Source organism: Campylobacter sp. IFREMER_LSEM_CL2127, assembly GCF_025771745.1.
In the GTDB taxonomy this organism is placed as follows: Bacteria; Campylobacterota; Campylobacteria; order Campylobacterales; family Campylobacteraceae; genus Campylobacter_D.
This window is the reverse complement of sequence record NZ_JAKMQV010000001.1, coordinates 83265-108102: the sequence shown is the minus strand read 5'-3', so window position 1 is coordinate 108102 and position 24838 is coordinate 83265. Positions and strand designations below refer to the sequence as shown.

Below are 24838 nucleotides of genomic sequence, written 5' to 3'. Positions count from 1 at the left end.
AGGTTATAAGATAGTGTTAAAGAAAGTATAAAGCATTAAAAATAAAAATACCAAACCAGTGATTAGCATTGCAAATCCTGCAAGTTTAGCTAGCCATTGATATGCTTTGAAGTTACTTTTATTTTCATATAAAGTGCTTAATTTTCCACTTTCTTTTAAGCGTTTATACCATACGCTTCTTTCTTGTTTAATCTCTTCTTCACTAACATTTCCTGAGAAAATCACCATATCCATAGGGAAGCGATCTGCTCTAAAATGTGTATTAAAGAAGTGAATTGCAAAAATAAATCCTGTAGCAAGTAAAGCTTCATCAGAGTGAAGTAGGGTTGCTAAGTTGATTGCTTCACCTGGTAAAAATTTACCAAAGAAAGCAGGAAACCATAAAATAAGCCCTGAAATACCAATGATAAACATACCCCAAAATACTGCTAAATAATCAAATTTTTCCCAATAAGTCCAGCGATCAAATTGCGGTCTTGGACCAAAGCCAAAGAACCATTTAAAATGATCTTTCATATCTTTAAAATCTTGCCAATTTGGCATTAAAGAATCAGGCCCAAAAGTAGCTTTTAAAACTTTCATAAAGCTTATTTTACCAGTGATTGGATCCCTTGCTATATCACGGCGTTTCCAATTTACGATGATGATTTCTCCAATGTGAGAGAAAAATACTGCAAACATTACTATGGCTGAAATATGATGTATGGTTGCTGCGTTAATGATATCTCCACCCATTAAATCAATCATAGGCTTAGCCCACGCTGAATCATAGAATTTTTGCGGTAAGCCTGAGAATGCAAGACCCAAAAAGCTAGCTGCCATAAAGAAATGCTGAATTCTATGGAAAGTGCTAAATCTTCTTACTCTTACTTTATCTTCATGTGCTGCTTTTCTTGCTTCTTTCCATTCTTTAGGATATTTTATACGCATAGCAATTAAACGCAAGCACCAAAGTATAGTATGGGCTCCAAAGAAAACAAACACAGAAATTACCAAAATAGTCATGAATATATAAGCACCATGCAACCCAGGATATTTTTCGCCATCGCTATGATCAGCATGTGCCATCCAATTTACGAAATTTTCATTTGCATTTGGATGGCATGATTTACAAGTTTGAACACGATTAATTGGCGAGAGAGTTGAGCTTCTTTCACTTGATTTTAAAATATTGTGTTTGCCATGACAATCAGAACAAGTAGCAACACTTGGAGTTTCACCTGGAGTGCTTAAAAACATGCCTTTACCATGGAAAGTCATATGAAAAGTCGCGCTTTTTTGTTTATGGCATTGTGCGCATTTTTGATCGACTAATTGTTTTTGTGAATAAATTCCTGAATGTTTTGGGGTAATATGAATAGAGTGACAAGTCGCACAAGATGGTTTTTCTTTTTTCTTTTGCATATCTTGAGCAGGTAAAAACTCTTGCACTCCATGAGCGCTTTTTGCTAAAGCATTGCTTGCTTTTTCATGGCAAGTTGCACATTTTTGATTGATTAAGTTTTTACTTGCTGCAATATCAACTCTAATGCCTTTGCCTTTTTGAGCATGACAATCACGACAAGATGGGGTATTGCTAAATTTAAATCTTGAGTGAATAGTATCTTTAAACTCGATAATTTCTTTAGCTTTTTCCCATTTAACTGTGTCTATTTTTTCAACTTTTCTACCTGAAGTTATCCATGATTCAATGCCATCAAGCATTACAATAGAGTTCTTATAGCCAAGTTCTATAGCAACTGCAGCAGCTTGAGAAGCTTCAAATCTAAAACGATTTAAACCATAAAATACTAAATTTGCATTTTTATCATTAGGTAGTAAATTTTGCCAATTTTCCACATAGGTTGATATGGAATTAGGTATATAGCCATTAGCTTGTCTATCTTGCTCTGAATTGACATCAAAAAAATAAGTATTGTTTTGATCTAGCATTTCTTGAGCTTGCGCTAAGCTAATGCTTTTTACACCTTCTATTGAGCCTATTTCTCCATTAGCCTCAGCAAAAATAAATCCTGATGGCATAAAAAGAGTAAAAAGGACAATAAAAAGTCGAGTGATTAAATTTTTCAAGACTAGCTCCTTATTTTAAGGAAGAATTTTTCATTCTTCCTTTGTTTTTATTTACCATTTAGGATATTTTGTGCTTCTTGGATGTAAATTAAAGCTTCTTCTATGATTTTCTTAGAATAAGCAGGTCCATGAACACCCCAAGAACCATCTTTTTCTAGTCTATCAGCTATGGCTTGAGCTTGATTAGTTAAGCTTAGCACTTTTGATTTTTGCTCTACTGAAAGTTTGGTTTTTTCAGCAAAAGTTTTATCAATATTTGCTATGCCTTTTCTGATTTTCTCATAGCCTTCTTTAACAGGGTTTTGCCACTGCATTACTTTATCATAAATCATTTCTTGATTGCTAAAGTGAAGTTTTTCAGGCAAGGTTGATTGCACAGGGCTATGACAACCACTTGCACCAGGACCCATTAGATTAATATCACTAAAACTAGTTCTACCACAACTCCACATTAAATCAAGGAAAAATCTACCTTCATCATCTCTAGCTATAGTCCAACCACCAACTTTAGGTGATCTTTCTTTGCCTTCTGGTGGGTTAAGTGTTTTTGCGGTTTTGTCTACTTTGATATTCCAAATATGTGAAGCTCTAACATTATCAAAACCACCTTTGTCAGGGTTTTGAACTGCTCCAAAGTTTTCACAACTCATCATATTTGGCATGTGACAAGCTGTACAGCTATCTTTTGCGTGAATTCCACCTTTTTTAAAAAAACTAGCTTGGGTTTCATGGCAATCTTTGCAAGTTTTTTTAAGTTTTGTTTTAGTATAACCGCTTTTCCAATCATTAAAAGTTACTTCGTGTGGATCATGACAAGTATTACATCTCATACCCTTATCATAGTGTGCTGAAGAATACATTTGAGCACCTTCTGTACCACATGCAGGACAACTTGATTTAAAATACGCATTGAAAGGTTTTCTAGGATTGATTTTAGCATCGGTTTCATTATATGAAAATCTTTGATGACATCTTTCGCAATTTGATGGCATCCCCGCACCTCTTGCTCCATAAAGATGTGCTCCAGCTCCGTGGCATTCTTCGCAAGTAATACCTTTTGAGATGGTATGTTTTTGAAGTTCTTTTGGATTACCTAGTGCTTTGTAAAATTCTTCCTTGCTTTTAAAGTCAAATTTAAAAGTATGACATGTTTCACAATATGCAGTAGCAGGCTGGAAAACTGCTTTTTCTTTATAAGTTGCAGCATAAGAGTTTGTCCCCCATACTTGAGAACCATTTCCTCCAAAATCTTCCATTTTGGTAGGAAAACCAGGTGCAAATGCAGCTATTTTTTGTGCCATTTCAGGAGTTAAAAACTCACTCCAAAGTCTTGAAAATTGATTGCCTCCAGCGGTTAATTTACCACTTAAATCACTCAAATTTCCATCTTCAACATGGTAGGTTCCACGCACAAGCCATCTATCTATAAAACCATATTTTGTTCTTGGTGTTCCAATGAGAGCATAAACATCATTTGGATAAATTCCATCAGGTAAAATAGTAGCTTGAGAGTTATACATAGGTTTTTTTAAACCTTCAGCTCCACCAACTTCTTCCATTTCATGCGGAAAACGCACGGTTTTTGCATGGCGAGAACGCTCCCAAGAAGCATATTGAGCAGGGTGACACTCACCGCATTTTTTTGGGCCTACAAATTTGTTTGGAAAATCCAAAAAAGATTCATAAGGCAAGTGATAAGTAATAGAAGCTTGTTTTAAATCATGCTCAGTAGCAAATTTAGCCCCATTTTGATTTAAAACCCAGTTTTCTGTTCTATCACTATGAGTAAATTTACCTACCAAACGCCCTTCTTTTTCATATTTAAAAATAGGGTGATGTTTGTAAAGATAGTCAAAAAATGCATCCTCTTGAGCTACATAACCATCAAGAGTTCTAGGCTCTGAAGAAGCAAAAGCTTGCGAACTTAAACTTATACCTAAGGCTAAACAGGCATAGGTAGCAACCTTAGCTAATTTGTGTTTCATAACTTCCCTTTCGCGTGTTTTGTTAAAAGATAAAAATACTCTTATTTATTATCTATTAACTATTAAAGTATAATTGTGACTATTTTTTAATAAAAATTAACTTAAAATATATTTATATTTATTTTTTATTAATTTAAATAATAAAAATTATCATATAGAAAAAGAAGATATTTGCTACATACTAAATTCTACTTATAGTCCCCACTACCTTACCCACGATTAAAAAATCGCCATTTTGATAATGTACATCTGCATAACTTAGATTAAAAGAGTGTAGATAAACTCCGCCTTTATTGCTTTTAAAAATTTGTTTGATGAATAAACCATCTCTAGTATTTACTGCAAAAACCCCACCTTCTTTAAAGCTTTTGCTTTTATCTACTAAACACAAAGAATCATCTTTGATTTCAGGTTCCATGCTATCGCCTATACATGGGATGATATCACAATCTTTTGAGCCAAAAAAATCACTGAGTTTTTCATCTATAATCACTTCAGAAAAACTTACATTATCATTTAAAGCCCCACCTCCCATAGAAGCATTAACATCATAATATTTTAAAACATTATAGTTTAGATCAAGTGATGGAGTATTGCTCTCAAGAGAGTCTTCATAAAAAAATGCATTGATATTGATATTTCTTTCATTTAAAAAATGAAGTATTTGTTTATAAGGTATGGAATTTCTAAATTTCATACTATAAAAGGTATCAGGATTGATATTTAGCATTTTGGCTACATCAGAATCTTTGGCATTTTTTATGCCTTCTTTTTGGAGTATAAATTTAAGTTTATCAGTAATTTCATTCATTTGCATAAAAATCCTTTTAAATAAAAAGTATTTTAGCAAATTTACTTTTATTTTGCAAGAATTATTTTAAATTAAAAGATATTTAGCTTCCAAATTCATGGAAGCTAAAAAATTATTTATTGATTAAGCTTTTGATGTATTGATCTACCATATATAAGCCATTGCCATTGTCGCTTATGAGTTTGATTTTATCTACTATACCTCTAAAAAGTGCTTCTTCTTCGTGTTGTTCGCTTACATACCATTGCAAGAAATTAAAAGTTGAATAATCTTTACTTGAAAGCATAAAATCTACAAGATTATTAATAGAAGCGGTAATGCTTTGCTCATGCTCAAAAGTTTTTTCAAACACATCAAGCAATGATTTAAAATCATTATCAGGTTTTTTAACTTCTTTTAATTCTACTTTAGAATCAGTTTCATTCAAATAAGTGATGAGTTTTCTAGCATGATCACTTTCTTCTCTTGCATGCTCAAACAAAAATGCCCCAGCACCATCAAAACTATGCTCATAGCACCATGAACTCATACTCAAATACAAATTTGCTGCATACATTTCTTTATTAATTTGCTCATTTAATAAAGCTACTACTTCTTTAGATAGCATTTTTTTCTCCTTTTTTAATAATGATTTTATAATGATATATTTTAAAGTTTAATTTATACTAAATTTATATTTTATGTATAATTACGCTAAAAAATAAAGAGTAAAAATGAAAAATAAAACTTTTAAAGTTGATAAAGCTATCACAAGCAAAAATGAAGACTTGTTTGGTAGAAAAAAAATCGCCATGGCGTTAGCAAGAACTATAAAATATTATAAAGATAAAGACAGTGTTTCTATAGGTATTATAGGGGATTGGGGTAGCGGGAAAACTTCATTTATAAATATGGTTTTAGAAGATTTTAATGATGATAAAAAATTCATTATAATAAATTTTAACCCTTGGAATATTTCCACTAGAAAACAGCTCATTAGTGATTTTTTTACAAAACTTTCTATTGAAATTGGAAGAAAAAATACTTCTAAGCGGTATAAAAAATTGAGCAATGGTTTAAAAGTTTTATCTTATACATTTAAACCATTTAAATTTATACCTGGATTAGATGCTTTTGCTAGCATTGCTTCTGAAATAAGTGATAATATTAGCAATGCTCTTCAGGAAATAGCTGAGATGGCAGAAAAAAATTTAGATACCACCAAAGAAGAAATCAATAATGCAATTAAAAAAATAGATAAAAAAATTATTATAGTTATAGATGATCTTGATAGATTAGCCGATACAGATATACAAGAAATTTTTCAACTTGTTAGATCTATAGCAGATTTTAAAAACACCATGTATATTCTTGCTTATGATAATGAAATAGTCACTAAAGCCTTAGACAAAATCCAAAAAGATAAAGGCGAAAGATATATAGAAAAAATAGTGCAAGTTCCTATAGTGCTACCTAAATTAAATAAAGCTAATTTAACAGCGATTTTTATGCAAAAAATCGAACAATTTAACTTTACTTATGAAAAATTCGATAAGAATGAATTTATAGAGAATTTAAATACAAATAATTTTGTAGGTGCTTTTGAAAATATAAGAGATATCAATAGATACTTAAATGTTTTAAAATTTGAAATGAGCGCTATAAAACAAGAGTTATATTTGTATGATTTTGCCGTGATTACTTTGTTTAAAGTTTTTGAACCAAAATTTTATGGGTTTATTTATAATCACTTTGAGATTTTTGCTGGAACTGCTTTAGCTAGTTATGAGATCGACAGAGAAGAACAAAAATATATATATGTTAAAATGATTGATGAACAAATGGAAAGTTTAAATAAACTAAATAAAGAAATTGTTAAAAATTTATTAATTTTTGTATTTCCTAGAATAGAGCAGTTATACAATAGATTTTATACTTCAAAAAATGAAGTAGAATATACATACAAAAATAGGATAGCTTCGCGGAAACATTTTCAAGATTATTTTGTGTTAAATTTTGCAGAAAATGTTATTAGAAAAGAAACAATAGATAAAATTTTAAAGGCAAATTCACACCAAGAGTATGATGATATTTTTAATGAGTATGATTTAAAAGAACTTGAAAGATTTAAACAATTAACTTTTAAAATGAGCATTTATGCCAAAGACTTTAAAAGCAGTGAATTTATTTATTATCTTTGGAGTATTTTTGATGAATTTTATGAAGAAAAAGATTTTTATTACTTTAATAAATGCAGAGCTTATTTGGAGATATTTTTTATTCTTAAAGAAAAGGAAAATATAGTTAGCGATAAATTGCTTGATGATACCTACTCACTAGATGCAAGAATGTTATTTATATATAGTTACAATTATTTTATGAAAGAAAAAGAGTATTTATGTGAGAAAGAATTAAAAATATTATTAGACAAATTACTTCAAGAAGATAGTGAAAAAGTAAAAGAAAAAATATCAACACATGTCCGTGTTTGTGAGAAAAAATATAACAAATATTTTGAAAATACTTTTAAAATTTTTGTACAAAATTCAAAAATATTTTTCTTGATTTTGGAAAAATTTGCGAGAAAGGAAGATGGTGGTCAAAAATATATAAGTCAAAACTTATCAGATTATTTTACTAATTATAGTGAGCTAAAAACTATGATCGAAGAAGCTTTTAAAAATTCTACTGATGAACAAAAAGAGCTTATAGAATTTTATAAAAATGACTTGCAAAAAAAAGTTTTGCGGTATATTAATCCAAGAGGATATGTTGAAAAATAATATTCTTTTGTTTAAAATTGCAAATTTATTTATTATCAAAGGTTAAAAATGCAAGAATGGTTAAAAGTAGATGAAGAAACTTTAAAAAACAAAGTGCGTGAAGTGTATTTTTCAAAATTTTCTATAGTTGGTTCTAAGATAGATTTTATCATCACGCAAAAGCACAAAGACTTAGGCGAGATTAATTTATTTTGGGCTGAAGCTAAGCAAGGCATAAGTGATATTAAAAAATCATTCATTCAGCTTATTTTAACCATAGGAAAGCATAAATTTCACGCCGAGCAAACACCTGCTTTAATAGGTGCATTTGATGCTGAAAAAATCGCATTTTTATCTTTTTCTAAAATTCAAGAAGTTTTTTATAAAAACGACATAGATTGGAGTGTAATGCCAAGTGATCACACAAGCGAGCAGTTTTTAAAACTTTTAAAAGAATTAGATGAAATTTTAAACGAAGCTTTGATTTTTTACTATGAGAAAAATGATGAAGAATTAAAAAATTTCATAAAAGAAAATTTAACAAACGAAAACATAAGCAAATTTAAAATCGACAAAAACAACTTTGTAAGCATATATCACAAATGGAGCAAAAGTGTAAAAGAAAGCATAAGTATAGATTGGGACTTAGCCAAGAAAAACGGCATTATCGATGCGGACTTTTACCTAGCTGATTTACTCTCAAACGAAAATCAAACCATAGTAGAAAAGCTTTTTGCTATTTTAAATAAAGATCATTATGAATTTAATGCCAAAAAGACAGATCTAGGCTCTATCGCTACAGAAAAAACGGGCTTTAAAGACAATCAAAAAGCACATAAAGATTTTTGGGCTATTTATGAGCGTCCGCCTTTGGAGGAATTTTGGGATTATATGATAGAGCGTAGGGATTTGCTTGTAGATCAAGACATTAGAGAAAGAAAGGGGGCGTTTTTTACTCCAAGAATTTGGGTAGATAAGGCTTGTGAGTATTTATCAAAGGCTTTAGGCAAAGACTATGAAGAGAAATACTATATATGGGACTGTGCTGGTGGGACAGGAAATTTACTAGCAAATTTCACAAATGCAAAAAATGTTTTTTGCTCTACCATAGATAAAGCAGATGTTGATGTGATACATGAGCGTATAAAAAATGGTGCAAATTTATTTGAAAATCATGTTTTTCAATTTGACTTTTTAAATGATGAATTTTTTGATAAAGTAGATGATAAAGGCAATGTCATTTATAAATCAAAACTACCTTCAAATTTACAAGAAATTTTAAAAGATGAAAACAAACGCAAAAACTCATCATTTTTATAAATCCACCTTATGCAGAAGCGGCCACTTCAACTCAAATTACAAAAACTGGAAAAAATAAAGCAAAAGTGGCAAGAGAAAATAGAATTTGTGAAAAATACAAAGAAATCTTAGGTAAAGCTAACAACGAACTTTTTGCACAATTTTATATAAGAATATATTGTGAGATCGATGGAGCTGTACTAGCTACTTTTTCTACTTTAAAATATGTAAATAGTTCTAATTTTTCTAAATTTAGAGAAACTTTTAAGGCTAAATTTTTAAAAGGCTTCATAGCACCTTCTTATACTTTTGATAATGTAAAAGGAAAATTTCCTATAGGATTTTTAATATGGGATATGAGTCAAAAAGATGAGCTTAAAAAGGTAAGGCTTGATGTGTTTAATGAAAATGGAAATTTTTTAGGTAAGAAAATTTTTTATTCTTACGAGAAAAGTAAAAAGTTAAATGAGTGGTATAAAAATTTTTATGTTAAAAATAATGAAATAGCTATCATGAATACAAGAGGCAATGATTTTCAAAACACTAACTATATTAGAATTACAACACTAAACAATTACAACCATACAAATATAATTAGTTATCAAAATTTGATACAAACTTCCATTTATTTATCTGTGCGTCATGTTATACCTGCTACTTGGATAAACGATAGAGATCAGTTTTTATACCCAAACAAAGCATATCAAAACGATAAAGAATTTCAAAGTGATTGCTTAGCTTTTATGCTTTTTCATGGGCAAAATCGCATAAGTGCAAAAGAAGGTGTAAATCACTTCATACCTTTTAGCGAGAAAGAATTAGGCATTACCCAAGAAGCATTTAAGAGTGATTTTATGTATAAATTTATAAATGGCAAGATAAAAAATGAAGATGTTTTATTTGATGATACACTAGGCAAGGTGGAATTTTCTAATGAAGCAAAAGAACTTTTAAAAGCAGGTAAAGAGCTTTTTAAGTATTATCACACACATAAAGAAAAGGCAGGGTATTTAGTAAATGCTTCTTTGTATGATATAAAAGAATTTTTTCAAGGTAGAGATGAAAAGGGAAAAATGAACATGCCTAGCAAAGCAAAAGATGAGCATTATAAAATTTTACTTAGTGATTTGAATTTAGCTTTGGATGTTTTAGCTAAAAAAATCGAACCAAAAATTTATGAATATGGTTTTTTAAGAGAGTGATTGGCTAATACTAAAAGAAAATATGCTACCTTTTTGTGGACTAGATTGAATTTTTAAAGAGCTTTTGTGTAATGTGAGTATTTTTTTAACTAAAAACAATCCTAGTCCAAAAGAGTTATTTTGTGTTGAGTTTGCTTTGTAGAATTTTTTTGTTATAAATTTAAGGTGTTTTTCTTCTATGCCTACACCTTGGTCTATGATAGTAAAATTTTGATTTTTTATGATGATTAACACCTCTTTTTTGCTGTATTTTAAGGCATTGTCTATTAGATTAATGATAACTTGTTCTATGAGAAATTTATCCGCTATGATAAAGCTTGTTTGGCCTTGAATTTTCAACCTATCATCTCTAAAACTTTCTAATAAATTTTTACTTAAAGCATATAGGTCGAATTTTTCTAAATTTAAAGAATCAAAATTAAGATTAAAAACAAAATTGAGTTTATGTGTTAGTTGGTTGATTTTTACGCTTTGTTTGTGAATTTTTTCAAGTAAAAATAATTTCATATTTCCATCATTAGTTTCTTTTAAAGATTGCAAGCTCAAATCTATAACGCTTATAGGGTTTTTAAGCTCATGTGATATAGCGCTGATTACATTGCTTAATTGGGTGTTTTTGGTTTGAATTTTCTTAGCTTGTTTTTTGTTTTTTAATTCTTGCTTGATGAGTAATTTTTTAATTTTCAATAAGCGTAAATTTAAATTTTTTAATTCATAAACGAAATTATATTTTAAAATGAAATTAGTATTTGATTTTATACTTTTAACAAACAATAATAATTCTTGAAAATAATTTTTGAAAAAATAAAACACAACAAAATAAAACACAACAAGTACAAGTAAAAAGAAAGAAAAAATAATAATATTTTTAATCCAAAAATTTTGCACTAAAGAATGTATTTTAGGATATACAATGATGATGTATTGATAGTTTTTATAAGCATAAGCTTTAAAATAAATTTCTTTTTGCTTATAAAAATCATGGGTAAAATTAGACTTAAAATGTTTTAGAAAATAAGAATAATCTTTTAATGATGAAAAAATATCATCATTTTGTTTAATGATAAAATCTGCTCTAGTATTTTGAGAAAATTGCTTGATATTATTGGAATTTAGTGTATCTAATAACTGAAATTGTAAAACATCATTGAGTGTTTTTAGTTTTTGCTCATAAGTATTTTTTACCGTAGTATTGATATAGCTTTCATTGAAAAAATAAAACAATATAAAAAAAGCAATACAAAAAAATCCAAGTGTAAAAAGGAAAAATGTTTTTATTTTTAGCACAATTTATAACCCACCGAGCGCACTGAAATGATATTTTCCTTAATTTGTGGAATTTTTTGTTTTAATCTTAAAATAGCTGTATTGATTGTCTTATCGCTTGTTGTGTCATTTTTCCATACTTGCTCACTTAAAAATTGACGGCTTAGAAGTTGATTTTTGTGATTAAAAAAACACTTGAGTAGTTCTACATCTAGGGTTGATAAATTTTCAAATGTATTTGTTTGATAAATTAATTTTCTTTCTTCTATATATAAAGTAAAATCTTGATAAGAAATTTGTTCTTTTGGAGTTTTATTTCTTTTAGTTACAGCTTTGATTCTAAATAAAAGTTCATTAAAATCAAAAGGTTTGCATATATAATCATCACAGCCTTGCTCAAAACCTTCTAAAATATCTTTTTGTAAAGTCTTTGCACTAAGAAAAATCACAGGCTCCATATAACCTTTTTTTCTTAATTGTTTTATCATCTCTACACTATCGCCACTTGGTAAATTTCTATCCATGATGATTAAGTCTATTTCGTTTGTATCTAGAAAGGTTTCTAAGTCAAAAAAATCAAAATAACTATAAATTTTTATATTTTCTTGACTAAGTTTTAAACTAATTAACTCATTTAAATCTTTATCATCTTCTATCAAAATAACATTTAGCATATAAAATTATATCAAAAAATACATGTATCCAAAATGTTTCCAAGTTTTTTTAAATTTTCATTACTTTTTAACTAAGGAGAAAAAATGAAAAAACTTTTGGCTTTAAGTGTAGCTACTTTTGTTAGTCTAAACGCAGCAGAATTAAAAATAGCAGGTTCATCTACTGTCTATCCTTTTACTTCTTTTGTTGCTGAAGAATATGCTGTTATAAAAAATACAAAAACACCTATAGTTGAAAGTCTTGGCACAGGCGGTGGTTTTAAAGTGTTTTGCGAGGGAATTACTGATATTTCTAATGCTTCAAGAGCAATTAAGCCAAGTGAATTTGAAACTTGTAAAAAATCAGGTGTGAGTGATATAGTCGGTATTATGATAGGTTATGATGGCATAGTTTTAGCTCAAAATAAAATCAATGAACCGTTAAATATAAGCTTACATGAGTTATTTTTAGCTTTGGCCAAAGAAATTCCACAAGATGGAAAATTAATCCCAAATCCTTATACAAATTGGCAACAAATCAATAAAAATTTACCAAATAGAAAAATTACAATCTATGGTCCTCCATCAAGTTCAGGGACAAGAGATAGTATAGAAGAGCTTGTAATGGTAGATATTTCTAAAAAAATTCCTGAATACAAAGGTGCATATAAAACTATACGCCAAGATGGAGCATTTATACCAAGCGGTGAAAATGATAATTTAATTGTTTCAAAACTTTCTGTTGATAAAGAAGCTTTTGGGCTTTTTGGATACGGATTTTTAGCTAGCAATGATGATAAAATTAATGCTGCTTACATTGATGGTGTAAAAGCTGATGAGAAGAATATTTCCGAAGGAAAATATAAACTAGCTCGTTCTTTATTTATATATATGAATGCTAAGAAAAATCCAGAAGTATTTGAATTTGCAAAAATTTACATGAGTGATGATTTAGCTAAAAGCGGGGCAGAATTAGAAAAAATAGGATTAGTTCCTTTGGATGAAAAAACTTTAAAACAAACCCAAAAACATATAGAAGAAAAAGGTTTATTAACTGATGAGCTTGTTAAAGCAGGGAAAGTTTTTTGATTTAGGATGAAAAATTGATAAAAGAAAAAATAATAAAATTAACACTTTTTCTTTGTGCTTTTGTTAGCGTAGTAGTAAGCTTTGCTATTATGCTAACGATTTTAATCGAGGCTTTAAAATTTTTTCAAAAAGAAAGTGTATTAACTTTTTTATTCTCAAGTCAGTGGGCAGCAGATGCTGCATTTGTAGGTGCTGATGGAAGTAGTAAGCATGGGGTTTTTGGTGCTTTGAGTTTATTTTGGGGAACTTTTTATATTTCATTAATAGCAATGCTAACAGCCTTACCTTTAGGTGTAATGTGTGCTATTTATCTTGGAGTATTTGCAGGTAAAAAATCTAAAAACTATTTAAAACCTATTTTAGAAATCATAGCAGGAATTCCTACTGTAGTTTTTGGATTTTTCGCAGCCATAGTTGTAGCTCCTTTTATAGTGTGGTTTTTTTCTCTTTTTGGTATCAAAGCTAGTTTTCAAAGCGCCCTAGGTGCAGGTTTTATCATGGGTATTATGATAGTTCCTATAGTAGCTTCACTCTCACAAGATTGCATTGAAGCTGTAAGTTCAAAAAGGATAAATGGAGCTTATGCTTTAGGTATGACTAAAAAAGAAGTCGTATTTGCAGTAATTTTACCAGAAGCAATGCCAGGTATAGTTGCAGCTTGTCTTTTAGGACTTTCAAGAGCTTTAGGTGAAACGATGATTGTTGTTATGGCTGCTTCATTGCGTCCAAATTTAACAATGAATTTTTTAGAAGATATGACAACAGTGACTGTAAAAATAGTAGAAGCATTAAGTGGTGATCAAGCTTTTGATAGTTCTTTAGCTTTAAGTGCATTTTCTTTAGGGCTTGTGCTTTTTATTATCACATTAATCATTAATATTTTTAGCGTTTATTTGATCAATCGCTTCCATAAAAGGAAAAATTTATGAAAAGACTTTTTAAACAAAGAAAAAAAGCTTCAAAAAATTTCAAAAGATTCTGTAAAATAGGGCTTTATATAAACCTTATTTTTCTTTGTATTTTTTTATCAAGTGTAGGGTATCTTGGGATAGGAGCTTTTAAGCAAACTTACATTTATGCCCATGCTGATAGAAATAGCCCTTCATATGAGCTTTTATCGCGCGCTGAACAAAGGAAAATAAGAACTGGTCAAATCAAAGAAAAATCTTGGCTTTTAGCAAATTCTGAAGTTGATCAATATATGAAAAAAAATTACAATAAACTAAGCGATGAACAAAAAAAATTAGTTGATGAATTAGTTCAAAAGCAAGAAATTAAACTAAGTTTTAATACAAATTTTTTCCTTAATGGAGACTCTAAATCACCTGAAAATTCAGGAATTTTTGCTTCTGTGGTTGGAACTTTGCTTGTAATGTTAGTATGTATGGCTGTGAGTATCCCAATAGGAGTTGGAGCAGCTATTTATTTAGAAGAATTTGCTCCGCAAAATGTATTTACGCATTTTATAGAAGTATGTATAAATAATTTAGCTAGCATTCCTAGTATTTTATTTGGACTTTTAGGTCTTGGAGTGTTTATTAATCTTTTTGGCATGCCTCGTTCTAGTGCTTTGGTTGGGGGATTGACTTTGGCTATTATGAGCTTACCTATTATTATTGTTTCAACCAAAGCTGCTTTAAAAAGCGTGGATATTAATATGAAAAATGCAGCATATGCTTTAGGAATGACTAAAATTCAAATGATAAAAGGCATTATGCTACCTTTAGCAATGCCTATGATATTAACAGGTTCTATTTTAACTCTAGCAGGGGCTATTGGCGAAACTGCACCTTTGATGATTATAGGTATGATAGCTTTTATACCTGATGTGGTAAATAGTGTTTTTGCACCAACAAGTGTTTTGCCTGCTCAAATTTTTTCATGGTCAGCTATGCCAGAGCGTGCATTTTTAGAAAGAACAGCAGCAGGGATTATAGTGCTTTTATCTCTTTTGGTGATTTTAAATTTAGCAGCAATACTTTTAAGAAGATATTTTCAAGGAAAATAAAATGATAGCAAAAACAACAAATTTAAATTTATTTTATGGTAAAAAACAAGCTTTGTTTGATATAAATATGGAAATTCAAAAAAATAAAATCACAGCTTTAATAGGTGCTTCAGGCTGTGGAAAATCCACATTTTTGCGTTGTTTTAATAGGATGAATGACAAAATAGCAAAAATCTATGGTCTTGTTGAGATTGATGGAAAAGATGTTAAAAATCAAGATTTAGTTGTGCTTAGAAAAAAAGTCGGAATGGTATTTCAACAACCTAATGTTTTTGTAAAAAGCATTTATGATAATATTTCTTATGCTCCAAAACTTCATGGGATGATTAAAAACAAAGATGAAGAAGATGCTTTGGTGGAAGATTGTCTTAAAAAAGTAGGGCTTTTTGAGGAGGTAAAGGATAAACTAAAACAAAATGCTCTAGCACTTTCAGGTGGTCAGCAACAACGCCTTTGTATAGCAAGAGCTTTGGCTATAAAGCCAAAATTATTACTTTTAGATGAACCAACTTCTGCACTTGATCCTATATCTTCAAGCATTATAGAAGAGCTTATTAAAGAATTAAGTCATAATCTTTCCATGATTATGGTAACACATAACATGCAACAAGGTAAGCGCGTGGCTGATTATACTGCGTTTTTTCATTTAGGAGAACTTGTAGAATTTGGAGAGAGTAAGGAATTTTTTGAAAATCCTAAAGAAGAAAAAACAAAATCTTATTTAAATGGAGCTTTTGGATAATTTTTATTTATTTAGAAATTTTGATGATATAATTAATCAAAATTTCTAAAATACATTTGTTTATTCTTGAAATCAGCAAAATTAAAAATATATTCATCTTTAAAAAAGTAATTTTTAAGTAAAATTACTTTTTACTTTCAAAAAAAATATTAACAAAAAGAGCATTTATGGCAAACAAACAACTTTCGCTTAAACATCTTAGTATGCCTATATTACTTGAAATGTTTTTAAGGTATTTTTCTTTGATTATCAACACCGTTATGGTTTCGCAGTATTCTAACTTTTTAGTTGGAGCTATGGGTGCGGGTAATCAAGTAGCAGATTTATTTATCATCATTTTTAGCTTTTTAAGTGTGGGTTGTAGTGTAGTGATAGCCCAAGCTTTAGGGGCTAAAGATTATACTCTAGCAAGAAAGGCAATTCATCAAAGTTTATTTTTAAATGCTTTGCTTGGTTTTGTGTGTGGAGGTTTGATTTTATGGCATGGAGAGTTTTTACTCTATCTTTTACAAATTCCAAATGAACTTTTAAAAGACAGTGAAATTTACTTGCATATGCTTGGAATTTGTTTGTTTTTTGATGCTATGGGTATAGTTTTGGCTGCTATTATTAGGGTGTATAATATGGCTTATTGGGTTATGTTTACTACCTTATTGATGAATGTTGTGATATTTATAGGAAATTTTTATGTATTACATTTTACTAAGCTAGAGCTTTTTGGAGTAGGACTTAGTAATATACTTGGGCGTTTGGTAGCCTTTAGCATGCTTATAGCAATACTTAGTTTTAAGCTCAAAATTCATCTTAAAATTAAAGAGATGATAAACCTTGAAAAAGTGGTACTTAAAAAGATTTTTAATATCGGTGGTTTTGCAGCAGGAGAGCATTTGATATGGTTTATACAATACACCATAGCTTTTGCTTTTGTAGCAAGCTTGGGCAAAGAAAATTTAAGTGTTCAAACGATTTATTTTCAAATTTCTTTACTTATCATGCTAGTAGGGCAAGCTATAAGCGTAGCCAATGAAATTATCATAGGTAAATTAGTCGGCGCAAAATACTTAAATGTGGCCTATAAACATACATGGATAGCTTTATATTTTAGCGTGGTAGCAAGTGCTTTTGTAGCTTTACTTAATTATGTTTTGCAAGATTTTACCATGGGTGTGGTAAAGCTTGAAGAAAGTTTAAAAGAACTTATGATACCACTTTTTACTCTTTCAATTTTCTTAGAAATCTCAAGAACTTTTAATATAGTCATGGTGAATTCACTAAGAGCAAGTGGTGATGCGAGGTTTCCGTTTTTAAGTGGAGTTGTATTTATGCTTGGAGTTTCTTTACCGGTTGGCTATGTGCTTTGTTTTTATGCTGGACTTGGAATTTTAGGAGTTTGGATAGGTTTTTGTGCAGATGAGTTTTTGCGCGGTATAGTAAATTCATATAGATGGAAAAGTAAAAAATGGCAAGGCAAAGCACTAGTATAAAAGGAATTTTAGAATTTAAAGAATTTCGTTTTGCTTTTGAAAAGAAAAAACTTAAATATCTAAGACTTAGGATAGACAGGGATTTAAATTTCAAACTTAGCATACCGCTATATTATGAACAAAGAGATGTTTTAAGATTTTTAGAAAAAAATGAAAGCTGGATTAGAGCTAAAGAAAAAGAACTTTCTTTAAAAAGAGTAGTTTTAGCAAGTGATGAGTTGTATTTTTTAGGTAAAAAATACAAGTTAGTTTTTAACGAAAATCATAAAAAAGTTCTCATAAAAAAAGATAAAATCTTTGCAAAAAATCAAAAAGCCTTAGATCTTTTTTTAAGGCGTAGTGCTAGGGTGATTTTTGAATATCTTATAAAAAAATGGCAATTTATCCACAAGAGAAAGGTACAAAGAATTTGTATTAAAGAAATGATTTCAAGATGGGGTTCTTGCAATCATCAAAAAGCATATATAAACTTAAATTTAAAACTCATGCAAAAACCTATAAAAGTTATAGAATATGTGATTTTACATGAACTTACACATTTAATCTACCCACATCATCAAAAAGAATTTTATGATTTTTTATATAAATTTATGCCTGATTACAAGACAAGAGAGGTTTTTCTAAAAAGTCTTATTTTTTAACAAAAATTTATTTTAATTTAAAAAATCATTTATTAAAATAAATTGTTTTTAAATATCTTTTAAAGGAAAAACAATGAAAAGAAGAAATTTGTTAAAAGTAGGTGCTCTTGGTTTAGCTGCTATGCTTTTTAGCGGTGTGGCTTTAAATGCTAATGATGTGGTTGATTTTCCAAAAGATAAGCAAAAAGCTTTATTGCTCTCAAGTTCAGGCTATAAAGACACTGGGTATTTAAACCATGCTTTACCTTGGCTTAAAGAATTTGTTGAAAAAAATAACTTAAAAGGTAAAAAAGTAGCATTTATACCTTATGCAGGTGTTAGAAAAACTTATGAACAATATGAAGCACAAGTTGCTAAAGCTTTAGAAAGTTTAGGACTTCAAATAATTAGTGTACATAGAGGTAATGCTGTTGATATTGTTAAAAGTGCTGATGCTATTTTTGTAGGAGGCGGAAATACTTTTGAACTTGTAAATCAACTTTACAATAATAACCTAGTTGAACTCATTGCAAAAAGAGTAAGCGAGGGTGTGCCTTATGTTGGCTGGTCAGCAGGCTCAAATGTAGCAGGTGCAACTATGATGACAACTAATGATATGCCTATAGTTGAACCAAAATCATTCAACACTTTTAATATCTTCCCTCATCAAATCAATCCACATTTTATCTCAGGTAAGCCAGTAGGACATAATGGTGAAAGTCGTGAGGAAAGATTAGAAGAGTTTTTGATTGTTAATCCTAAAGTAGTTGTTTATGCTTTGCCTGAAGGTGTTGCATTGTTACTTGATGGCAAAAAAGCAAAAGTTTTAGGTATGGATAAAAATGCTCCACTTTTAAAACTTGAAAACAAAAAAGAAATTCAAAAAATCGCTATCGGTTCTGAATTTAACTACTAAAATAATAAGCTATCTATATTTTAGATAGCTTGTTTAAGCTTTCCTTAGAATTAAAATTGTTATATTTATGCTTTAAAAAATTTAATTTTAAGGTTTTTAACTTGCTTTTAGAAATTACTTTTGATTATAAATCTAAAAACGATATTTTTGAGTATTTGTTAGCTTATTATGCTAAAGATTATGTGTATGATTATGAGCAAAAAGATGAAAAAATCATCATTAAAATTAAAGGCGAAAAAGATGAAATTCAAGCCTTTTGTTCTAATTTAGAAAATATCAGCCATAGTGTTTTTTTAAACAAATTTGACTTAAAAGTTATAGAAGAAGATTTTACACCTATAAAAAAAGAAAAAACTTTCACCAAAAGAAGTTTTTTAACAAGACTCAATGCAAATGCTTATACTAATGGCGAGCTTGTAGAAAATGAATGGGATGTTTTTGTAGAAGAAGAGTTTAAGATAGAAGAGGATTTTATAAAAATCACTAAAGAAAATTTCTGCGATAATTTAAAAAAAGCCTTGGAAAAATTAAAAAACAAAGAAAAAATATATTTTAAAAACTCAAAAGGAATATATGCTTTTGAAATTTTTAATGAAGCATTAGATGATTTTTTAATGCCAAGCGATCCAAAGCATATCAATGTGTTTTTTTCTTGTAATAACGAGCAGTTTAAAATTTTAGCAGGGGTTGAAAAACCTCTAATGAAGCTTAAATTTAATGCTATTTTTAGACAAAATCATCAATTAAATCATGAATATTTTAAAATAAAAATATATGATAATCTTTTCTTATTTGCCTTATGTTTTGAGCTTGAAAAAGAAGGAATTAAGTTTTTAAATTTTAAAAAGCTAGAACATTTTGAAGATGATTTTGAAGTGGCTTTAATCGAAAATGAGCTAGTAGTTTGTAGGGGTTATGATTATATTTTACCTGAGTTTAAAAATTTGATTTTTCAAAAAGAAGATAAAAATTTTGCAAGAATTTCTTGTATATTGTCTGATTTTAAAGACAAAAAGCCTTTGCTTTTAGAACTTAGTAAAAAATATGATGATATTATTTTACTCGATAAAGAAATCAATCTTTTAAAACTAAATTTACCAAAAAGCTTTGATGAGTTTTATGAAACTATAAGTCAAGATGATGTTGCTAAGAGATTATTAGCTAATTATGAAAAAGAATTTATCCTAGTGCGAAAAGAACTAAATATGGCTAATAATTTTTTTAATCTTTTTGGCATGGTAGGGATGATTTTAGAGCTTGGTGAAGACGAGAAAAAAGCAGCATTAGCGCTTTTAGCTTTAGCAGATGAGAGTAAAATGGCAAAAGGTGTTAGGATAGATTTTAAGCTTAATGAGCAAAAAGAATTTGATTATACTAAGACCTTAAGAAGCGTGATGAGTTTTAAGCTTGCTGGAGTAGAAAATCAAATCATAGCCTTAGGTGTTGTTGAGAGTTTGGCGTATTTTTTAAGAGATTTATTTGATGATTTAAAGGCTAAAGAGCAAGTTGATTGTGCCGTGCTTAGTGGGAGCTTGTTTGAACATAAAAGCCTTAGTAAAAATGTATTTAAACACATACCATTTTTTAAGTTAAGCGATGTCCCACTTTGGATATGAAATTCACATTAAAGGGCTAGTGCAAGGCGTTGGCTTTCGTCCTTTTGTTTTTAATATAGCTAAAGAGCTTAATTTAAAAGGTGAAGTTTATAATAATAGCTTAGGCGTTGTTATAATCCTTGAGTGTAGCAATGATGAATTAGAAATTTTTAAAGAAAAACTTTTTGCTAATTTACCACCTTTAGCTAGGATAGATGATTTTAGCTTTTCTTATAAAAAACTTCAAAAAACTTATAATGAATTTAGTATAAGTACTTCACAAGATAGTGAAAAATTTAGCCCGATTTTAAGTGATTTTGCTCTTTGTGAGGATTGTTATAATGAATTTTATGATGAGAAAAATCCGCGTTTTAAATATCCTTTCATCACTTGTACAAATTGTGGGCCAAGATTTTCTATTATAAAAAAACTTCCATATGATAGAGTTAATACGACTATGGATGAGTTTAAAATGTGTTCTTTTTGTCAAAGCGAGTATGAAGATCCTACTAATCGTCGTTTTCATGCCCAACCACTCTCATGCCCAAAATGTAAAATTACTATTTTTTTAAAAGATAAAAATCAAAATATTTTAGCCAAAGATGAAAAAGCTTTTATCTTGCTTGCAAAGCTTTTAGAAGAAGGTAAAACCATAGCTTTTAAAGGTATGGGTGGGTTTCATTTAATTTGTGATAGTACAAATGAAAATGCTATAAATGAACTTAGAATACGTAAAAATCGCTCTAAAAAGCCTTTTGCTATTATGGTAAAAGATCTTAAAATGGCTCAAGAATTAGCTTTTATTAATGAAGCTGAGGCAAAACTTTTAACTTCAAATTTAAAACCCATAGTTATTTTAAATAGCAAAAATATCCATAAAAGCTTAGCACCAGATACTAATAAAATAGGTATTATGTTAGCTTATATGGGAACGCATTTAATGCTTTTTGAACATTTTAAAAAACCTATCATTGCAACAAGTGCCAATTTAAGCTCACAAAGCATTATTTATGAAGAAACAAAACTTTTAGAGCAACTTAGTGATGTGTTTGATTTTTATCTTGATTATGATAGAGCAATACACAATTCAAGCGATGATAGCATTGCTCAAGTTATTGGTAAAGAAGTAATGTTTTTAAGGACTTCAAGGGGTCTTAACCCACTTTATATCAATACAGCAGATATTTTTAATGCAAAAGAAAATATTCTAGCTCTAGGAAGTGAGTTAAAAAACGAATTTGCTTGTTTTTTTAAAAATCAAATTTTCATTTCTCCTTATATAGGCGATATGAAAAGTTTAGACATACAAGAGAGATTTTTTAAAATTTTAACTTTCTTTCAAAACTCTTATAAACTAAATTTTGATCAGATTTTAAGCGATAAACACCCACAATTTAACTATGTAAAAGAATTTAAAGATTATAAAAATTTTCGCGTGCAACATCACTATGCACATTTGTGTGCTTGTTTATTTGAACACAAAATTTACAAAAATGATGTTTTAGCTTTTGTTTTTGATGGAACAGGTTATGGAAATGATGGAAAAATTTGGGGTGGTGAGATTTTTAGAGCGAATTTAAAAAACTATGAAAGGTTAAATCATTTTAAAAATTTCAAACTAATTAATGCAGATATTAAAAATATCACAAATTTAGCTTTAGCTTTGATTTTTGATTTTAATTTGGAAAACAAAGCTAGCGAGTTTTTAGCTAATTTTTCTCAAGTAAAATTAAACAATCTTAAAAAAATTCACACTCAAAGCTCTTTATATACGAGTTCTCTTGGCAGGATCATCGATGCTTTTGGCGCTTTTGCTTTTGATATACAAAAGCTTGATTATGAAGCACAAATTGGACTTTTGATGGAAAAATATTATGATAAAAATCTTGATTATAGTTACAAATTTGATATCCATGAAAAAGAAATTTGCTTTAAAAATGCCTTTTTGCAAGCTTTAGAAGATAAAGATAAAATTAAAATTAGCACAGGTTTACTTAATGGCATTGCAAATTTAATTATAGAATATTCAAAAGATTTTAAAGAAGAAGTGCTTTTGTGTGGTGGGGTATTTCAAAATAAAACCTTACTTGAAATTTTAGATCGAAAAAAATTCACTTATAAGACTTCTTTGCAATTTCCTTGCAATGATAGCTCTATTGCACTTGGGCAACTTGTGCATTATTTATCTTTAAAAACTTAATAAAACTCATATTTTTTTAATACTTTTTTATATACAATAAAATAAAAATATAAAGGAAAGATTATGTGTAAAGATTGTGGCTGTTCTATTAATGGACATGAACATCATCATGATCACCATCATGAAAATCCAGCTTTAAAAGATGAAAAAACTATTAATGTTATTAGTAAAATTTTATCAAAAAATGATCATCAAGCAGCTCATAATAGAGAGCATTTCAATAAGTATAATACTCTTTGTATTAATCTAATGAGTTCTCCAGGAAGCGGTAAAACAACACTTTTAGAAGAAACTATAAAAACTTTAAAAGGTGATTTAAAAATAGCCGTGGTTGAAGGGGATTTAGAGACTAATAATGATGCAAACCGCATTATCAAAGCAGGAGGCTTAGCTCATCAAATCACCACAGGACAAACTTGTCATTTAGATGCTTTTATGGTGCATGAAGCTTTACATCATTTTAAACTTAGCGAACTTGATATAGTATTTGTTGAAAATGTGGGAAATTTAGTATGTCCTGCAAGTTATGATTTAGGCGAACATTTAAATGTAGTTTTACTTTCAGTAACAGAAGGTAGCGATAAGGTAGAAAAATATCCAGTGATGTTTAGAAAGGCTGATTTATTAGTCATTACTAAAGCCGATTTAGCTCAGCATTTTGACTTTGATTTCAAAGCAGCTTCTATGGCTGCTAAAAGACTAAATCCTAAAATAGATATTATGATTTTAGATAGCAAAACAAAAACAGGATTTGATCTTTGGATAAATTATCTAAAAATGAAAAAGGAGCTTAGCTAATGTGTCTTTCTATACCTTCTAAAATTTTAGAAATTGATGAGCTAAATTCAGCTATAGTAGAAACTTTAGGGGTTAAAAGAAGGGTGAGTTTAGACTTGATAAGCGAACCTTTAAAGGTAGGCGATTATGTGCTTATACATGTGGGTTTTGCTATGGAAAAAATCGACACTCAAGCTGCGCAAGAGAGTTTAAAAATTTATACTGATATAGCAGAGAAAATGCAAAATGGGCAAATTGATGAAAACGAAGGCGATATGGGGTTAAAAAATGGATTTAATTAATGATTTTAGAGATAAAGAAAGAATTTTAGCCCTAAAAGAACTTATTGCTTCTAAAATTACTAAGCCTATTAATATCATGGAAATTTGTGGTGGACATACGCATAGTATTATGAAATTTGGTTTGCCTGATTTATTACCCAAAGAAATTAATTTTGTTCATGGCCCAGGCTGTCCTGTGTGTGTTATGCCAAGAGAGCGTATTGATGTGGCTTTAAAGCTTGCAAGTATGCCAAATGCTATCTTTTGTGTATTAGGCGATATGCTTAAAGTGCCAGGAAGTTATGAAAGCTTAATTGATCTTAGAGCTAAAGGGGCTAATATTAGAGCACTTTATACACCTTTGGATGTGATAGATATAGCCATAAAAAATCCTGAAAAAAATATAATCTTTTTTGCCATAGGTTTTGAGACAACTACACCTATGAGTGGGGTGATTATAGAAAAAAGTATAGCCTTAAATTTAAAAAATCTATTTTTTCATATTAATCATGTATTAGTTCCACCTGCAGTAGAAGCTATCATGCAAGATGAAAATGTAAAAATTGACGCCTTTTTGGGGCCTTCTCATGTAAGCGTTATCACAGGGTCAAACATTTATGAACCTATTGCTAAAAAATACAAAACTCCTATAGCAGTGAGTGGTTTTGAGCCAGTTGATATAATGCTTAGTGTGTTAAATATAGTAGAGCAAATGAATGCAAATACTTTTGAAGTTTATAATGAATATCACAGAGTAGTTAGTAAAGAAGGAAATTTAAAAGCTAAGGCTTTAGTAGAAAAATACTTTAAACCTTGTGATTTTGAATTTAGAGGTCTTGGAGTGATTGTAAATGGTGGGCTTTGTTTAAAAGATGAATTTGCGCACTTAGATGCTAGCAAAGTGTTTGATTGTAAAGTGCAAAGTAAAGATGAGAGTAAAGCTTGTATTTGTGGTCAAATTTTAAGAGGCTTAGCTAAGCCTTATGATTGTAAGGTGTTTGCAAAAGCTTGCACTCCAAAAAATCCTATAGGTAGCTGTATGGTTTCTAGTGAAGGAGCTTGTGCGGCTTATTATAAATACTATCAAGATAAGGCATAA

19 protein-coding genes and 1 pseudogene are annotated in these 24838 nt (G+C 29.3%); 14 read left to right on the top strand and 6 right to left on the bottom strand.

From position 1 onward, the window contains the following. Positions 1 to 3 precede the first annotated feature (3 nt). From L8V77_RS00580 to ftnA, 4 genes are all read right to left on the bottom strand, one after another. Positions 4 to 2022: a rhodanese-like domain-containing protein gene (locus L8V77_RS00580; protein ID WP_412175125.1), complete on the bottom strand. Its 2019-nt coding sequence runs from the start codon at positions 2020 to 2022 to the stop codon at positions 4 to 6. A 95-nt stretch (positions 2023 to 2117) separates the two neighbouring features. Continuing rightward, the gene (locus L8V77_RS00575; RefSeq protein WP_263706203.1) at positions 2118 to 4055 is read right to left on the bottom strand and encodes a cytochrome c family protein; all 1938 of its coding nucleotides are present in this window, start codon (positions 4053 to 4055) and stop codon (positions 2118 to 2120) included. Between the two features lie 181 nt (positions 4056 to 4236). Further along, a complete protein-coding gene (locus L8V77_RS00570) occupies positions 4237 to 4872 on the bottom strand; it encodes a helix-turn-helix transcriptional regulator (RefSeq protein WP_120759114.1) in 636 nt (211 codons plus the stop codon). A gap of 106 nt (positions 4873 to 4978) precedes the next feature. Continuing rightward, entirely contained in the window at positions 4979 to 5473 is a 495-nt protein-coding gene (gene ftnA / locus L8V77_RS00565; RefSeq protein ID WP_263706201.1) for a non-heme ferritin, read from the bottom strand. 106 nt (positions 5474 to 5579) lie between these two features. Here ftnA and L8V77_RS00560 point away from each other — a divergent pair, with 106 nt between their 5' ends. Together L8V77_RS00560 and L8V77_RS00555 are read left to right on the top strand one after the other, a co-directional pair. Next, complete coding sequence (locus L8V77_RS00560) at positions 5580 to 7628, top strand: KAP family NTPase (RefSeq protein WP_263706200.1); 2049 nt, start codon at positions 5580 to 5582, stop codon at positions 7626 to 7628. A gap of 48 nt (positions 7629 to 7676) precedes the next feature. After that, positions 7677 to 10108 (top strand): annotated as a pseudogene (locus L8V77_RS00555) (hypothetical protein). Here the strand turns inward: L8V77_RS00555 and L8V77_RS00550 are convergent. Further along, entirely contained in the window at positions 10097 to 11332 is a 1236-nt protein-coding gene (locus L8V77_RS00550) for a sensor histidine kinase (RefSeq protein ID WP_263706199.1), read from the bottom strand. The pseudogene L8V77_RS00555 and the gene L8V77_RS00550 overlap by 12 nt on opposite strands. 56 nt (positions 11333 to 11388) lie before the next feature. After that, a complete protein-coding gene (locus tag L8V77_RS00545; RefSeq protein WP_263706198.1) occupies positions 11389 to 12048 on the bottom strand; it encodes a response regulator transcription factor in 660 nt (219 codons plus the stop codon). Positions 12049 to 12132: 84 nt separating this feature from the next. Here L8V77_RS00545 and L8V77_RS00540 point away from each other — a divergent pair, with 84 nt between their 5' ends. The 12 genes from L8V77_RS00540 (at position 12133) to hypD (ending at position 24838) form a co-directional block, all read left to right on the top strand. Then, on the top strand, positions 12133 to 13116 hold the full coding sequence (locus L8V77_RS00540) for a substrate-binding domain-containing protein (protein ID WP_263706197.1): 984 nt from the start codon (positions 12133 to 12135) through the stop codon (positions 13114 to 13116). Between the two features lie 14 nt (positions 13117 to 13130). After that, entirely contained in the window at positions 13131 to 14045 is a 915-nt protein-coding gene (gene pstC / locus L8V77_RS00535) for a phosphate ABC transporter permease subunit PstC (protein ID WP_263706195.1), read from the top strand. Beyond that, positions 14042 to 15124, top strand: a complete 1083-nt coding sequence (pstA, locus tag L8V77_RS00530; protein WP_263706193.1) for a phosphate ABC transporter permease PstA — start codon at positions 14042 to 14044, stop codon at positions 15122 to 15124. Before pstC ends, pstA begins: the two co-directional genes overlap by 4 nt. Before the next feature lies 1 nt (position 15125). Then, positions 15126 to 15866 (top strand): phosphate ABC transporter ATP-binding protein PstB, encoded by a 741-nt coding sequence (gene pstB, locus L8V77_RS00525; protein WP_263706192.1) that lies wholly within the window; start codon positions 15126 to 15128, stop codon positions 15864 to 15866. Between the two features lie 167 nt (positions 15867 to 16033). Further along, on the top strand, positions 16034 to 17350 hold the full coding sequence (locus L8V77_RS00520; RefSeq protein WP_263706191.1) for an MATE family efflux transporter: 1317 nt from the start codon (positions 16034 to 16036) through the stop codon (positions 17348 to 17350). Beyond that, a complete protein-coding gene (locus tag L8V77_RS00515; protein ID WP_263706190.1) occupies positions 17326 to 17991 on the top strand; it encodes a M48 family metallopeptidase in 666 nt (221 codons plus the stop codon). Before L8V77_RS00520 ends, L8V77_RS00515 begins: the two co-directional genes overlap by 25 nt. 73 nt (positions 17992 to 18064) lie before the next feature. Then, the gene (pepE, locus tag L8V77_RS00510; RefSeq protein ID WP_263706188.1) at positions 18065 to 18886 is read left to right on the top strand and encodes a dipeptidase PepE; all 822 of its coding nucleotides are present in this window, start codon (positions 18065 to 18067) and stop codon (positions 18884 to 18886) included. A 101-nt stretch (positions 18887 to 18987) separates the two neighbouring features. Next, positions 18988 to 20502, top strand: coding sequence for a hypothetical protein (locus L8V77_RS00505; RefSeq protein ID WP_263706187.1), 1515 nt, complete (start codon positions 18988 to 18990; stop codon positions 20500 to 20502). Continuing rightward, on the top strand, positions 20483 to 22681 hold the full coding sequence (gene hypF, locus L8V77_RS00500; RefSeq protein WP_263706186.1) for a carbamoyltransferase HypF: 2199 nt from the start codon (positions 20483 to 20485) through the stop codon (positions 22679 to 22681). Before L8V77_RS00505 ends, hypF begins: the two co-directional genes overlap by 20 nt. 63 nt (positions 22682 to 22744) lie before the next feature. Beyond that, a complete protein-coding gene (gene hypB, locus L8V77_RS00495; RefSeq protein ID WP_263706185.1) occupies positions 22745 to 23479 on the top strand; it encodes a hydrogenase nickel incorporation protein HypB in 735 nt (244 codons plus the stop codon). Then, on the top strand, positions 23479 to 23760 hold the full coding sequence (locus tag L8V77_RS00490) for a HypC/HybG/HupF family hydrogenase formation chaperone (RefSeq protein ID WP_039618343.1): 282 nt from the start codon (positions 23479 to 23481) through the stop codon (positions 23758 to 23760). Before hypB ends, L8V77_RS00490 begins: the two co-directional genes overlap by 1 nt. Beyond that, on the top strand, positions 23747 to 24838 hold the full coding sequence (hypD, locus tag L8V77_RS00485; RefSeq protein ID WP_263706184.1) for a hydrogenase formation protein HypD: 1092 nt from the start codon (positions 23747 to 23749) through the stop codon (positions 24836 to 24838). Before L8V77_RS00490 ends, hypD begins: the two co-directional genes overlap by 14 nt.